At 63.2% G+C, this 13,163-nt stretch carries 11 protein-coding genes and 1 riboswitch; of the genes, 2 read left to right on the forward strand and 9 right to left on the reverse strand.

The window, feature by feature from the left end:
* Position 1: 1 nt before the first annotated feature.
* Entirely contained in the window at positions 2–865 is an 864-nt protein-coding gene (locus tag RS897_RS13980; RefSeq protein ID WP_407654487.1) for an ABC transporter substrate-binding protein, read from the reverse strand.
* A gap of 9 nt (positions 866–874) precedes the next feature.
* Between RS897_RS13980 and cobD the strand changes: the two genes are divergently transcribed.
* Positions 875–1,867, forward strand: a complete 993-nt coding sequence (gene cobD / locus RS897_RS13985) for a threonine-phosphate decarboxylase CobD (protein WP_315837124.1) — start codon at positions 875–877, stop codon at positions 1,865–1,867.
* Positions 1,868–1,882: 15 nt separating this feature from the next.
* Here the strand turns inward: cobD and RS897_RS13990 are convergent, their stop codons facing one another.
* From RS897_RS13990 to RS897_RS14010, 5 genes are all read right to left on the reverse strand, one after another.
* Positions 1,883–2,677 carry an ABC transporter ATP-binding protein gene (locus tag RS897_RS13990; RefSeq protein WP_315838635.1) on the reverse strand — a complete coding sequence of 265 codons (795 nt, stop codon included), beginning with the start codon at positions 2,675–2,677 and terminating at the stop codon, positions 1,883–1,885.
* A gap of 11 nt (positions 2,678–2,688) precedes the next feature.
* Positions 2,689–3,684, reverse strand: coding sequence for a FecCD family ABC transporter permease (locus RS897_RS13995; RefSeq protein ID WP_315837125.1), 996 nt, complete (start codon positions 3,682–3,684; stop codon positions 2,689–2,691).
* A 41-nt stretch (positions 3,685–3,725) separates the two neighbouring features.
* Positions 3,726–4,046 carry a TonB-dependent receptor gene (locus RS897_RS14000; RefSeq protein WP_315837126.1) on the reverse strand — a complete coding sequence of 107 codons (321 nt, stop codon included), beginning with the start codon at positions 4,044–4,046 and terminating at the stop codon, positions 3,726–3,728.
* A gap of 185 nt (positions 4,047–4,231) precedes the next feature.
* Entirely contained in the window at positions 4,232–6,325 is a 2,094-nt protein-coding gene (locus RS897_RS14005; protein ID WP_315837127.1) for a TonB-dependent receptor, read from the reverse strand.
* Between the two features lie 113 nt (positions 6,326–6,438).
* Positions 6,439–6,631: riboswitch (cobalamin riboswitch) on the reverse strand.
* Between the two features lie 856 nt (positions 6,632–7,487).
* Complete coding sequence (locus tag RS897_RS14010; protein ID WP_315837128.1) at positions 7,488–7,970, reverse strand: Lrp/AsnC family transcriptional regulator; 483 nt, start codon at positions 7,968–7,970, stop codon at positions 7,488–7,490.
* 118 nt (positions 7,971–8,088) lie between these two features.
* Between RS897_RS14010 and hppD the strand changes: the two genes are divergently transcribed.
* Positions 8,089–9,213, forward strand: a complete 1,125-nt coding sequence (gene hppD / locus RS897_RS14015) for a 4-hydroxyphenylpyruvate dioxygenase (RefSeq protein WP_315837129.1) — start codon at positions 8,089–8,091, stop codon at positions 9,211–9,213.
* A 112-nt stretch (positions 9,214–9,325) separates the two neighbouring features.
* Here the strand turns inward: hppD and RS897_RS14020 are convergent, their stop codons facing one another.
* The 3 genes from RS897_RS14020 to RS897_RS14030 are packed head-to-tail and all read right to left on the reverse strand — an operon-like array spanning position 9,326 to position 13,136.
* Complete coding sequence (locus RS897_RS14020; RefSeq protein ID WP_315837130.1) at positions 9,326–9,928, reverse strand: DUF938 domain-containing protein; 603 nt, start codon at positions 9,926–9,928, stop codon at positions 9,326–9,328.
* A gap of 41 nt (positions 9,929–9,969) precedes the next feature.
* Positions 9,970–10,770, reverse strand: a complete 801-nt coding sequence (locus tag RS897_RS14025; protein WP_315837131.1) for an FAD binding domain-containing protein — start codon at positions 10,768–10,770, stop codon at positions 9,970–9,972.
* Between the two features lie 11 nt (positions 10,771–10,781).
* Positions 10,782–13,136 carry a xanthine dehydrogenase family protein molybdopterin-binding subunit gene (locus RS897_RS14030; protein ID WP_315837132.1) on the reverse strand — a complete coding sequence of 785 codons (2,355 nt, stop codon included), beginning with the start codon at positions 13,134–13,136 and terminating at the stop codon, positions 10,782–10,784.
* Positions 13,137–13,163: the final 27 nt, after the last annotated feature.

Here is a 13,163-nt window from a genome sequence, read left to right on the forward strand (position 1 = left end):
GTCAGTGCTCGACCCGCATGAACTCTGTTACCAGCCGGTCCAGCGCGTCGGCGAGCATCGGGCCGCCACATACGGTCAGTCGTTCGGACAACACCAGGCGTTTCGACGGCGGGTACAATTGTTCGAGGGCCGGATGCAGCACGAAGGCGCGGCCCTGGTCCTCGGCAAAGTCGCTGTCTTCCGACACCAGCAGAAAGTCCGGCCTGGCGGTCAGGATCGTCTCGAGCGACGCAAAGCCGCCGAGTTTATAGCCCAGATCCTGCGCCGCATTGGCAATGCCGATGGTCGCGAGCAGCGAGCTGGTCAGGCTGTCGCCGCCGGAAACCCAGCCGCGGCGCGAAACCGCCAGGATGCGCAGCGGCTTGCGGGCCACCGTTTCGCGGGCGCGCGTGACCGCGGCATCGATGCGGGCGATCTGCGCCAGCGCGCGATCGGGATGGCCGAGCACGTCGCCCATCCGCTTGATCTGCGTCTTGGTATCTTCGATCGAGCGGGCGGCATCGAATTCGACCACCTTGAGTCCCTGCGCCTTCAGGAGTTCGCGGGTGGCGCGTTTGGTGAAGCGGCCGGCTACCACCAGGTCTGGCTTCAACTCCAGCACGTCCTCGGCCTCGCCGGACAGGATCGGGTAGCGGGTGGCCTCAGCTGAGGCCCACGACCGCGCCGGATCGCGCGCATAGGGGCTGAGCCCGAGAATCTGACCGGGATCCGCAAGCGTGATCAGCAATTGATCGGTGCAGAGATTGATCGAGGCGACCCGCGGCAGGTCGGCGGCGCGAACCGGCGCCGTCAGCATTGAGATTGCAGCCAGGGCGGCCAGCGTTCCGAACACGCCCCCCTCGCGCTTTCCCAAGGATGATGGCATGAAGCGCCCATGAAACATGGTGGCGATCTCAGCGATGCAATTGCGCAGTATGGCGGCGGGCCGCCAGCGTGGCTCGATCTGTCGACCGGAATCAATCCCTGCCCGTGGCCTGTTCCCGCCATTCTTGCCGCTGAGGTCTGGCAGCGCCTGCCGTCGCGCGCCGATCACGAAGCTCTGATCGCTGCGGCCCGCGCGGCCTATCATGTTCCCGCCCATGCGGATATCGTCGCCGCACCCGGCACCCAGGGCTTGATCCAGTGGCTGCCGCATCTGGCACCTCCCGGTGCCGTTGCCGTCGTCGGCCCGACTTACAGCGAGCATGCGATTGCGTGGCGCGCCGCCGGGCGGGATGTGATCGATGTCGATTCGATTGAGGCTGCGGTCGCACGCGCGCCACATGTGGTCGTGGTCAATCCCAACAACCCCGATGGGCGCATCATCGATCATCCTTCGGTGATGCAGGCGGCGCGTGCCGTCCAGCGTAACGGTGGATGGCTGGTGATCGATGAGGCGTTCGTCGACACCAGCCCGCGGTCGAGTGCCGTCGCGTTGTGTGGCGATGATCCGATCGTCATCCTGCGCTCGTTCGGGAAATTCTACGGCCTGGCGGGCATCCGGTTGGGATTTGCGATCGCCGCTCCGTCGGTTACCAAGACCATCGCCGCGGCGCTCGGCCCATGGTCCTGTTCCGGCCCGGCGCTCGCCATCGGCACCGCTGCGCTGCGCGACCATGAATGGGCGGAGCAAACGCGCGGCGACCTGCGCGAGATGGCGCAGGCGATGGATCGGGTTCTGACCAGAGGTGGTCTTGAGCTCATCGACGGCACGGCTTTGTTCCGCCTGGCGCGGCATCACGATGCCGCCGTGGTCCATGCCCGTCTCGCCCGCCAGCATATCTGGTGCCGCCGGTTCGACCATGCGGACGATCTGCTCCGGTTCGGTTTGCCACCCGACATGGCCGCGCTCGATCGTCTTGCCGCGGCGCTTGGGTCGGATGCGTAGGTTGCCCCGCATAGGTCAGAGTCCCGACCACGGCACGATCACCGTGTCGTTGCCATGGCTGGCGCGATAGGCACCGATCCGGAAGACGTCGGCCAGGATGGCGTCGGTGAGGGCTTCACCGCACGGCCCCTGCGCCGCCAGTCGTCCATTGTCGAGCACCAGCACCTGATCGGCAAATCGCGCGGCAAGGCCGAGGTCGTGGGTCACCACCACAACCAGTCGGCCGGCGCCGGCGGCGACATGCAGGCCGTTCATCACATCAAGCTGATAACGCGGGTCGAGTGAGGCGATCGGCTCGTCGGCAAGGATCACCGGTGCTTCCACGGCAAGCACGCGCGCCAACGCGACGCGGCTGCGCTCGCCGCCGGAGAGTTCAGTGACGCGGCGATTGCTGAACCTGACGATATCGGCTGCCTGCATGGCGCGATCGACCGCGGCGGCGTCGATCGCGTTCAGGCGCGCCGGATCGGTGGCGCCATGCGGGTAGCGTCCCAGCGCCACCACGTCGCGCACCGGCAGCGGCCAGTGCACGGTATGGCCCTGCGGCAGATAGGCGAAGCGCCTGGCACGCTCGCGGATCGTGAGCGTCGCCACGTCGATGCCGTCGAGATGCACGCTGCCGTGCGTCATGTCGTGGAGGGGAAGCAGCCGTGCCAAAGCGCGCAGCAGTGTGGTCTTGCCGGCGCCGTTCGGGCCCACCAGCGCGATCAGGCCCTGCCGCGGCAGCGCGAACGAGATGCCGCTCAGCACCTGCCTGCCGGCCAGCGATACCTGGATGTTGTCAGCGACCAGAAATGCGCTCTCGCTCATGCCAAGCCTGCTCATGCCAGGCCTCCACCGAGGGAACGCCGCTCGCGCACGATCAGATAGAGGAAAAACGGCACGCCGATGATCGAGGTGAGAACACCGACCTTGATGTCGGTCGTCGAGGGAATTAGGCGCACCGCAATGTCAGCCGCCAGCAGAAGGCAAGCGCCGGCGAGCGCGCTTGGCACCAAGAGGCGAGCGGGATCATGGCCGACCAGCGGCCGCACCAGATGCGGCGCTACGAGGCCGATGAAGGCAATGATGCCGGTGACGGCAACCGCGCCGCCGGCGCCGAGCGCGACACCGGCGATGGTCACGATCCGCACCCGCGCCACATCGACGCCGAGGCTCTGCGCGGCTTCTTCACCGAGGCTGAGCACGCGAAAGGCATGGCGCTGGCTCATCAGGATCGCGCCTCCCGCCAGGATGAACGGCAGCGCCAACATGACATGGCGGAAGCTGCGGTCTTCCAGCGAGCCGAGCAGCCAGAATGCGATTTCCAGCGCCGCGAACGGATTGGGCGACAGGTTCATCACCAGCGATGTCATCGCGCCGGCCAGGCTCGACAGCGCAAGCCCAGCCAGGATCAGCAACAGCAGCCCGGCATTGCGGCCCGCGATCACCAGCAGCGCGAACACCGAGACGAAGGCCGCCGCCGTTCCTGCCACCGGCAGCACATACGAACGCACATCGGCGAGGCCGAGCGCGATCATCAGCACCGCGCCGAATGCCGCCGACTGCGGTGCGCCGAACAGCGACGGTGAGGCCAGCGGGTTGCGCAGCAGCCCCTGCAGCGCGGCGCCCGCCATGCCGAGAATGCCGCCGATGGCGAAAGCAAGAATAGCGCGGGGCAGCCGGATTTCACGCACAATGATCTGGTGCACGTCACTGCCGGAACCGAACAGCGCGCTGACCACGGTCGGCGGCGAGAGTTTTACCGGTCCCACCCCGAGCGAGACGATCATCAGCGCCGCGGCGAGGCTCGCCAGCGCCAGGATGGCCGTCGGCATGGATAGGCGCGCAGAAGCAGAATCTGATGTCACATCCGATGTCACCATGTGGCGCTGACGCCTCCGTAGGGCGCCGGCCCGGTGGTGCCGAAGTTCAGCGCCTCCTGGTTCTGCGCATTGAAGATGTTTTCGCCCCGGGCGTAAACCTTCCAGGTCGGGTCGATCTTGTATTCGGTGTAGAGGTCGATCCGGGTGTAAGGATCGAGCGGGCTGGTCTCATTGTTGCCGCTGTAGCGTTTCGAGACGTAAGTGATGCGAGGTTCGATCATCCATTGATCCGTCGGCGCCAGCGTCGATCCCGGATGGGTGGTCTGCAGCGTGGCGCCGCCGACCACGCTGATGGCGCTGCCGGTAAAACCCATAAGCCCTCTCTTCGCAGACCCGCCGTCGTTCTCACCGCATTCCCGTTTCACCTCCCGAACCGGGAGGCACCGATGACGGCGGCACCGAACCACAAAGGACCGCCGCAAGCAACAAAGCACGCGTGGCGGATCAATGATGCCGGATTTGAAAGCGCTTTTCGCGTCAGTGTGGTTAGTGATTCGAATCAGAACCTCGCGCCGGCCTTGACCATGTAGGTCCTGCCGGGCAGCGGGTAGGCATTGAAGCGGCCTGGCGTGAAAGTGCTGGCGACCGCATAGTCATAGTACAACGCATTGAACATGTTGTTCGCGCTCACTGACCAGAAGAACCGGTCGTACTCGCCGCTCAGTTTGACGTCGACAGTCGCATTGGCTGGAATGAACGATTGAGTGTTGGCTTGATCGTTGTCCATGCGGCGGCGGCTCCAATAGCGGACCGTCGCGTCGACCACGACATATTTCTCCCAGACGTTCCAGGTGACGCCGGCGTTGGCGGTAAAGCGCGACACCAGCGGCACATCGTTGCCTGTATACGCTCCCTCGCGGAAGACTGCGCGGGTGTAAGCGAGGCCGCCGCGCAGCAGCACGCTATCGCTCGCTCGAAGCGACGCCATGGTTTCGCTGCCGTACCGACGCGTCGGGTCAAGGTTGCGGTTGAAAAAATTCACTGGATCGAACTGGATCTCGTTGGTCAGATCCATGGTGTAGACGCTCGACTGCGCTTCGAATCTGCCGGCCTTCACGCGAAATCCGCCTTCGATGTCATGCGAGGTCTGGGTTTTCAGCGTGAAATCACGAGGAGCGGCGTTGAAATTCGCATCGAACAGCGGCCCGGCCGCGACGCGTTCGTCGACATTGGGGGTGCGGAATGCGCTGGCGGCGCGACCGAAGACCGAGAAGGTTTCATTGAAGCGATGCTCCAGGCCGATATGCAGGGCGTGATTGGTTTCACTGTCATCGAGCGGCGCGGCCTGCGTTTCGCCGAAGTAGTTCGGGGCGGCCGGATCGAGGCGGTCTCTTGCCGTGACGCTGGTGCGCTGAACGCGGCCGCCGTAGGAGATGTCGGTCGACGACAGAATTCCCACCGTTTGCTGCCAGTAGGCGGCGAGGGTCTGTTGCGACAGGTCATAGACGTGAACGGGTGGAGCGCCCTTGAACGCGGGCCGGTCGGAGTGGTAGGTCGCGTCGTAATAATCGATGCCGGTGAGGATATTCGAGGGTAATCCGAAAATTGGATTCTTGATGCTCAGCCGGGGCGTGATCGACCATGTGGTGAGTGTGGAATCGACGTAACTGAAGTTGAAGCTTTGCAGCGGAACATTGCCGAAAAAGCCGGCCTGCTGTTGCTTGTTGCGAACCCCGCCGTCGACGATCAACTCGCCGCCGTCCCAAAGTGTCTTGGTGAAGCCTGTCGTGGCGTTGGCACCCTGCTTGTCGCCATAGTCGAACGGCGTATTTGTACCCCTGCGGTTGGTGAGAAGCTGATTAAGTCCGATGGATGGATCGACCGTTCTCGGCCCGGGGAATCCTAAATGCTGCTTGTCGCCGGACAGTGTCAGGAAGGTGGTGAAATCCGGTGTGGCATAGCGGACGTCTCCGATGCCGTTGACCTGATTGCTGGCGTTGTTCGCCCGGTAGCCGTCAGATGTGAACATGCTCCCGTACACCGATGACGACCATGGGCCTTGGGTGACAGCGGCGGACAGCGAGCCGATACGCTGGTTGAAGGAGCCCGTGCCGCCTTCGATCCGCATCGCAACAGGCGGACCGGCCTTGACCTTGGTAACGATGTTGATGACGCCACCGACCGCGTTGTCGCCGTAGAGCACCGCGCCGCTGTTGCCGCGGGTGATTTCGATCCGCTCGATAGAGTCGCGCGGAATGGTCGACAGGTCGACGCCGGCCTGATCGAGGTCATTCACGCGGCGGCCATTGATCAGCACGAGGGTGTTGGCGGTGGCGACAGCACCAAATCCCCGCAGGTCAATGGAGGTGCCGACGCCGTTGGCGCCTCCATACAAGGTCTGGACCTGCACGCCGGGCACCTGCGCGATGATGTCCGGCACGGATTGAGCGGGTGAGCGGGCGATATCGTCGGCCGTGATTACGGATGTTGATGCCCCGACAATGCCGTTCGACAGCCGGCTCGCGGTCACGGTGATGGGCGCCAACTCCTGGATCTGCTGCGCCTGCGCGACCGGTCCATTCAAAACGATTGGCGCGACAAGGCAGCTCGACGCCAGCAATTGGCGCCAACGAGAATGAAGTACGGTGAACATGATACGCAACCTCGGTTGACGTCAGTGGCACGTCACAGCAACCGAAGGGCCGCACTCGGGGGGGACTCCCCTCATAAAGCCAAATGTCTGTACTCCCCGACCGACATCGTCGCGTGTGACCACTTCTGACGGCAGGTCTCCTGGCTCGCGGGTCAACGCCTGCTATCGCCTTCCCGGGACGAGTATCCCAGTGGCTGAAGATAGAAGGCTCGTCGCTTACAGTTGCGGGGGCAGCTGCGGCATCGGAAAACTCCTCACCGCATTCCCTTTTGATCCCGATTGGGAACCGTCAACGCAACGTTAGGATTTGGCCGGCTTTGGCGTCAATAGCGGCAGCGGGAAGGAGTAGTCGTGGCGACAGAGTGTTGCGCGTTTGTCTCAGAACGCAACGGTCGCGGACGCGCAGTTAACTTCTGGAACGGCATCGGAACGAAAGCAGCCCGAATCGGCCGAATCGCCGGTTACGACGATGTCGCATGCTCGATCTAGCGAGTGAGCATGTATCAGACACAAGATGGCGCCTCGACAATACTGGGATGGGCGTGCTTGGGCCCGCAAACGTTAATTGTGCTGGCTTGCGAGGTGCGGGCTCAACGGAAGATCGCTGCTGCGACCGGACACGTGGTGCAGTGATCGCATAGCCGATGCCATAGGCCTGTCCCGGAACGCAACGCGTGATCGTCGCGCCATTAACATAGAGAACGGTCCTGGAACGAAGCGGGCCCGAATCGGCCGAATCGCTTTTGGTGACCATATAGCGTGCTCGATCTAGCGAGCGAACAGCGTGCCAGACACAAGATGCGTTTCGACGAAGATTGGAATGAGCGTGTTTGCGGCTGCAAAACGTTAATTGGACTTGCCTACGAGGTGCGGGCTCAAGGGAAGAGATCGCAACGGTGACCGGGCGTGTGTTGCGCGGTCCTCGCGTCGCCGATGACCAGAAGGCTTGTGCCAGAACGCAACGGGCGAACGTCACGCCATTAATAGAGAGAACGGCACCGGAACGAAGGGAGCTCGAATCGGCCGAATCACTGTGGGCTCGATTCTACGTATGCTTGATCTAGCGATGAACCGTTTTCGCGGCACAAGATCAAGCGAGCCCGCGGTGCGAGACGATGGACTCGCGGCGGGCAAACGTTAACGCGTTTCGCGGAAGACGGCGTTAGTCCTTCAACGGCAACTTCCGCGTCGTCTTCAGGCAATCGAGCACGATCGACGAGCGCACATGCGCCACGCTTTCGTGGGGCATCAGCACGTTGTTGACGATGTCGGACAGGCTCTTGAGATCGCGCAGCGCGATCTTCAGCAGATAGTCGGCGTCACCGGTGAGCGCATAGGCCTCTTGGATGGCGTCCACCCGTCGCACCAAGTCGCGAAAACGTTTGGCATTGTTGGGCGAGTGGGTCGCCAGCGTGATGTGCACCACCGCGATGACGTTGAAGCCCAGCGCCTCGCTGGAGAGATCGGCATGGTAGCCCTGGATGATCTTGTCCTCCTCCAGCCGGGTGCGGCGGCGGGAGCATTGCGAGGCCGACAGTCCGGCGATATCGGCAAGCTCCTGGTTGGTCAGGCGGCCGTCCTCCTGCAGGGCGGCAAGGATCTTCAGATCGAAAGCATCGACCGCGGTTGCGGATGTCAAACTCATGCATGAAATCCAGACTTAGCGCACGAATCGTGCGTATTTTTGGGAAACCCACCTCATTATGCATGAACATTGCGCCAAAAATCAGGGATGATGCAGGAAGCAATCAGGGAGAATTTCCATGGGTCCGTTTCCGCACGATGCGCCCCCCGCCGTCATTTCAGAGCACAATCCGATGGGCACCGACGGCTTCGAGTTCGTCGAATATGCCCATCCGGATCCCGTGCAGCTTCATGCCCTGTTCCGCCTGATGGGTTTCACGCCGGTCGCCCGGCACAAGACCAAGGCGATCACGGTCTATCGCCAGGGCGATGTCAATTATCTGGTCAACGAGCAGCCGGGCACTCACGGTCACGGTTTTGTTGCGGCGCACGGTCCCTGCGCGCCGTCGATGGCATTTCGGGTGGTCGATGCGCGTCAAGCCTATGAGCGGGCAATCTCGCTGGGCGCAGAGCCTGCTGATCTGTCGCCTGCGCAGAAGGCGCTCGACGTGCCCGCGATCAAGGGCATCGGTGGCAGCCTGCTGTATTTCGTCGATCGTTACGGCGCCAAGGGCTCTGCCTACGACCAGGAGTACGACTGGCTGGGCGCGGCGAACCCGCGGCCCGAAGGCGCCGGGCTGTTCTATCTCGATCATCTCACCCACAACGTGCATCGCGGCCGCATGGATGTGTGGACCGGCTTCTATGAGAAGCTGTTCAACTTCCGCCAGATCCGCTTCTTCGACATCGAGGGCCGGGCGTCGGGCCTGTTCTCGCGGGCGCTGACCAGCCCCGACGGCAAGATCCGGATTCCGATCAACGAGGACGCCGGCGACTCCGGCCAGATCGAGGAGTATCTGAACATCTATCACGGCGAAGGCATCCAGCACATCGCCTGCGGGGTGAAGGATATCTATCGCACCATCGAGCAATTGCGCGCCGATGGTCTGCCGTTCATGCCGGCGCCGCCCACAACCTATTTCGAACGCATCGACGAGCGGTTGCCCAAGCATGGCGAAGACGTGCTGCGGCTGCAAAAGAACGGCATCCTGATCGATGGCGAAGGCGTGGTCGATGGCGGCCACACCAAGGTGCTGCTGCAGATCTTCTCGGCGAATGCGATCGGCCCGATCTTCTTCGAATTCATCCAGCGCAAGGGCGACGATGGTTTCGGCGAAGGCAACTTCAAGGCCTTGTTCGAATCGATCGAGGAAGACCAGATCCGCCGCGGCGTGTTGTCGGTGGAGGGGAAGAGCGCGGCTTGAGGCGTCGCGAGGCCCATAGCCCGCATGAGCAACGCGATATGCGGGACCCCGATTGAGATCGTTCCCGGATGCCGCGCTTCGCGCTCATCCAGGCTACGGACGTCTCGCAACGTCACAGCTTCCGAAAGATCACGCTCAAATTATTCGCTGGCATTGCGACAACCTCCGGCGGTGAAAAGCCGTTTATTGCCGCCAGCGCGGCGACATCCTCCAGCACCCGCAAGCCCCACGCTGGATTACGGCTGCGCAGGCTCTGATCGAAGGCCTCGTTGCTGGGCGCGGTCGGCACGTCACTGCGACGATACGGGCCATAGAGATAGAGCGGGCCGCCGGTCGGTAGGATCGTGGCGGCGGCGCGTATCAGCCCTTCGGTTGAGCGCCAGGGCGAGATGTGGATCATGTTGATGCAGATGACGGCAGCTGCACTCTTGACCGGCCAGCTTGTTTCAGCGGCATCGAGCTGCAGTGGTCGTTCGATATTGTCCAGGCCAGCCTTAGCAACCCATGCCGCAATGCTGCGCAGCGCGGCGGCGTCGGGATCGGACGGCTGAAACGTCAGGTTCGGCAAGTGTTGGGCGAAGTGCGCCACATGCTCGCCGCTGCCACTGGCGATTTCGAGCACCGTGCCGCGTTCAGGCAGCACCGTGCGCAGCACATCAAGGATCGGGTCGCGATTGCGGAGTGTCGCTGATGCAAAAAGGCGGTCATCTGTCATGACCGCCAATCTGCAATTCCAGAAGTCGGAAGTCGAGGGGGCTATCCCGCCTCCGCCACCGCCCGCTGAGCCATCACCCTGATCAAATTGGCGCGATAGGTCGCGCTTCCGTGGAAGTCGTCCATCAGTCCGCTGGCCGATATTGCTACGTTGTCGATGGCGGCTGCCGACCAGTTCGCTTTCAAAGCGGCTTCGATCGCTGGCACTCGCATCACGCCCTCCTGCGATGCGCCGGTGGCCGCGACACGGACATCGCCGGCCTTGGTTTTCGCAACGAACACGCCGGTGAGCGCGAAGCGCGACGCCGGGTGGCGGAACTTGGAGTAGGCCGCCTTGGCCGGAATCGGGAAGGTTACGGCGGTGATGATCTCGCCGTCCTCGAGGGCCGTGGTGAACAGGCCCTTGAAGAAGTCGTCAGCCTTGATGCTGCGCTTGTTGGTCTTGACCGTGGCGTCGAGCGCCACCAGCGCGGCAGGGAAATCCGCGGCCGGATCGTTGTTGGCGATCGAGCCGCCGATGGTGCCGCGGTAACGCACCGCCGGGTCGCCGAGCACCGAAGTGAGGTGCGCGATGGCCGGGATGGTCTTGCTGACCGTCGCATCGGTCATGATGTCGTAATAGGTGGTGGCGGCCTTGATGGTCAGGGTGTCGGCTGACGCCTCGACACCGACCAGATCCTTGATCCGCGCCAGGTCGATGACGTCGGACGGGGCAGCGAGCCGTTGTTTCATCACCGGCAGCAGGGTCTGGCCGCCGGCGAGATACTTTGCGTCGCTGCCCTTGCCGAACAGCGCCACGGCTTCGTCGATACTGGAGGCGCGATGATATGTGGTCTCGTACATGATCGTGCTCCTTACTCTGCGGCCTGTTGCTGATGAACGGCGTGCCAGACCCGGTCGGGCGTGGCCGGCATCTCCAGCGCGTTATTGCCGATGGCGTCGGTGATGGCGTTGATGACGGCGGCGGATGAGCCGATCGCGCCGGCCTCGCCGCAGCCCTTGATGCCGAGCGGATTGCCCGGACATAGCGTGGTGGTGTGCGACAGATTGAACGACGGCAGATCGTCGGCGCGCGGCATCGAATAGTCCATGAATGACGCGGTCAGCAGCTGGCCGCTCTTGTCATAGACGACGCCCTCCAGCAGGGCCTGGCCGATGCCCTGGGCCAAACCGCCATGAACCTGGCCTTCGACGATCATCGGATTGATCAGGCGTCCGAAATCGTCGGCGGCGACGAAGTTGATGAAGCTGGTCTTGCCGGTGCCGGGATCGACCTCGAGTTCGCAGATATAGGCGCCCGCCGGGAACGTGAAGTTGGTCGGGTCGTAGAAGGCGCCTTCCTTCAGGCCGGGCTCCATGCCGTCAGGCAGGTTGTGGGCGGTGTAGGCGGCCAGCGCCACCATCGGCAGTGCCAGCGCCTTGTCGGTGCCCGCGATCTTGAACTGGCCCTCTTCGATGACGATGTCGTCCTCGGATGCTTCCAGCTGATGCGCCGCGATCTTTTTGGCCTTGGCTTCGACCTTCTCCATCGCCTTCACGATCGCCGAGAGACCGACTGCACCGGAGCGCGAGCCGTAGGTGCCCATGCCGAATTGCACCTTGTCGGTGTCGCCGTGGATGATCGAGACCTGGCTGATCGGGATGCCGAGACGGTCGGCGACGACTTGGGCGAAGGTGGTCTCGTGGCCCTGGCCGTGGCTGTGCGATCCGGTCAGGATTTCGATGGTGCCGACCGGATTGACCCGCACCTCGGCGGATTCCCACAGGCCGACACCGGCGCCGAGACTGCCGACCGCCTTCGACGGGGCGATGCCGCAGGCTTCGATGTAGCAGGAGAGGCCGATGCCGCGCAGCTTGCCGTCCTGCTTGGCTTTGGCCTTGCGTGCGGGGAAGCCGGCATAATCGATTGCCTTCATGGCGGCGTCGAGGGAGGCGTTAAAGTCGCCGATGTCATAAGCCATGATGACGGGCGTCTGGTGCGGGAACTGGGTGATGAAGTTCTTGCGCCGTAACTCGGCCGGATCGACCTTCAGCTGGCGCGCGGCGGTTTCCATCAGCCGTTCGACCACGAAGCTCGCCTCGGGACGGCCTGCGCCGCGATAGGCGTCGACCGGAACGGTGTTGGTGTAGACGCTGATCACTTCCGCCGAGATATTCGGGATATTGTATTGGCCCGACAGCAGCGTTGCATACAGATATGTCGGGACCGAGGACGAGAACAGCGACATGTAAGCGCCGAGATTGGCGTAAGTCTTCACCCGCAGTCCGGTGATCTTGTTGTCCTTGTCGAACGCCATTTCCGCTTTGGTCAGATGGTCGCGGCCGTGGGCATCGGTCAGGAACGCTTCGGTGCGATCGCCGGTCCATTTCACCGGGCGTCCGACGCGCTTCGAGGCCCAAAGCGCCACCATCTCTTCGGGATAGATGAAGATCTTGGAGCCGAACCCGCCGCCCACATCAGGGGCAATGACGCGCAGCTTGTGTTCGGGGGCGATGTTGTAAAAGGCCGAGAGCACGAGACGCGCGACGTGCGGGTTCTGCGACGTCGTATAGAGAGTGTAGTGCTCCTCAGCCGCGTCGTATTCGGCCACGGCCGCGCGCGGCTCCATCGCGTTGGGCACCAGGCGGTTGTTGAGGATGTCCATCGCCACGACGTTTGCCGCGTTTTTGAAGGCCTCGTTGGTCGCGGCCTCCTCGCCGATATGCCAGTCATAGATTTCGTTGCCGGGCGCTTCGGGATGAAGCTGCGGCGCGCCGGGGGCGATTGCGGCGCGAATGTCAGCTGCCGCGGGCAATTCCTCATAGGTCACGGCCACGGCTTCGGCGCCGTCACGGGCCTGATTGCGAGTTTCCCCGATCACCACAGCCACCGCCTGGCCGACAAAACGCACGGTTTCCGGTGCCATCGCCGGCCATGCGCCCATTTTCATCGGCGATCCGTCCTTGGAGTGGATCATCCAGCCGCAAATCAGGTTGCCGACCTTGTCGTCGACCAGTTGCTGCCCGGTCAGCACCGCCACCACGCCGGGCTTGTTCAGGGCCTCGGATGGATCGATGCTTTTGACCTTCGCGTGGGCGTGCGGGCTGCGCACGAAATGGGCGTAAGTCATGCCCAGCAGCCGGACATCGTCGACATATTTGCCCTTGCCGGTGATGAATCGCTTGTCTTCCTTGCGCGCGACTCGTGCGCCAATGCCCTCAACGCTCATGCCATCTCTCCCTATCGGGCTGCCTGC

This window comes from Bradyrhizobium prioriisuperbiae, from assembly GCF_032397745.1.
GTDB lineage: Bacteria > Pseudomonadota > Alphaproteobacteria > Rhizobiales > Xanthobacteraceae > Bradyrhizobium_A > Bradyrhizobium_A prioriisuperbiae.

Coding starts and splice junctions, on each gene's coding strand:
- RS897_RS13980 (WP_407654487.1), bottom strand. CDS start 865: ATGCCATCATCCTTGGGAAAGCGCGAGGGGGGCGTGTTCGGAACGCTG.
- cobD (WP_315837124.1), top strand. CDS start 875: ATGAAACATGGTGGCGATCTCAGCGATGCAATTGCGCAGTATGGCGGC.
- RS897_RS13990 (WP_315838635.1), bottom strand. CDS start 2,677: ATGAGCGAGAGCGCATTTCTGGTCGCTGACAACATCCAGGTATCGCTG.
- RS897_RS13995 (WP_315837125.1), bottom strand. CDS start 3,684: ATGCCGACGGCCATCCTGGCGCTGGCGAGCCTCGCCGCGGCGCTGATG.
- RS897_RS14000 (WP_315837126.1), bottom strand. CDS start 4,046: ATGGGTTTTACCGGCAGCGCCATCAGCGTGGTCGGCGGCGCCACGCTG.
- RS897_RS14005 (WP_315837127.1), bottom strand. CDS start 6,325: ATGTTCACCGTACTTCATTCTCGTTGGCGCCAATTGCTGGCGTCGAGC.
- RS897_RS14010 (WP_315837128.1), bottom strand. CDS start 7,970: ATGAGTTTGACATCCGCAACCGCGGTCGATGCTTTCGATCTGAAGATC.
- hppD (WP_315837129.1), top strand. CDS start 8,089: ATGGGTCCGTTTCCGCACGATGCGCCCCCCGCCGTCATTTCAGAGCAC.
- RS897_RS14020 (WP_315837130.1), bottom strand. CDS start 9,928: ATGACAGATGACCGCCTTTTTGCATCAGCGACACTCCGCAATCGCGAC.
- RS897_RS14025 (WP_315837131.1), bottom strand. CDS start 10,770: ATGTACGAGACCACATATCATCGCGCCTCCAGTATCGACGAAGCCGTG.
- RS897_RS14030 (WP_315837132.1), bottom strand. CDS start 13,136: ATGAGCGTTGAGGGCATTGGCGCACGAGTCGCGCGCAAGGAAGACAAG.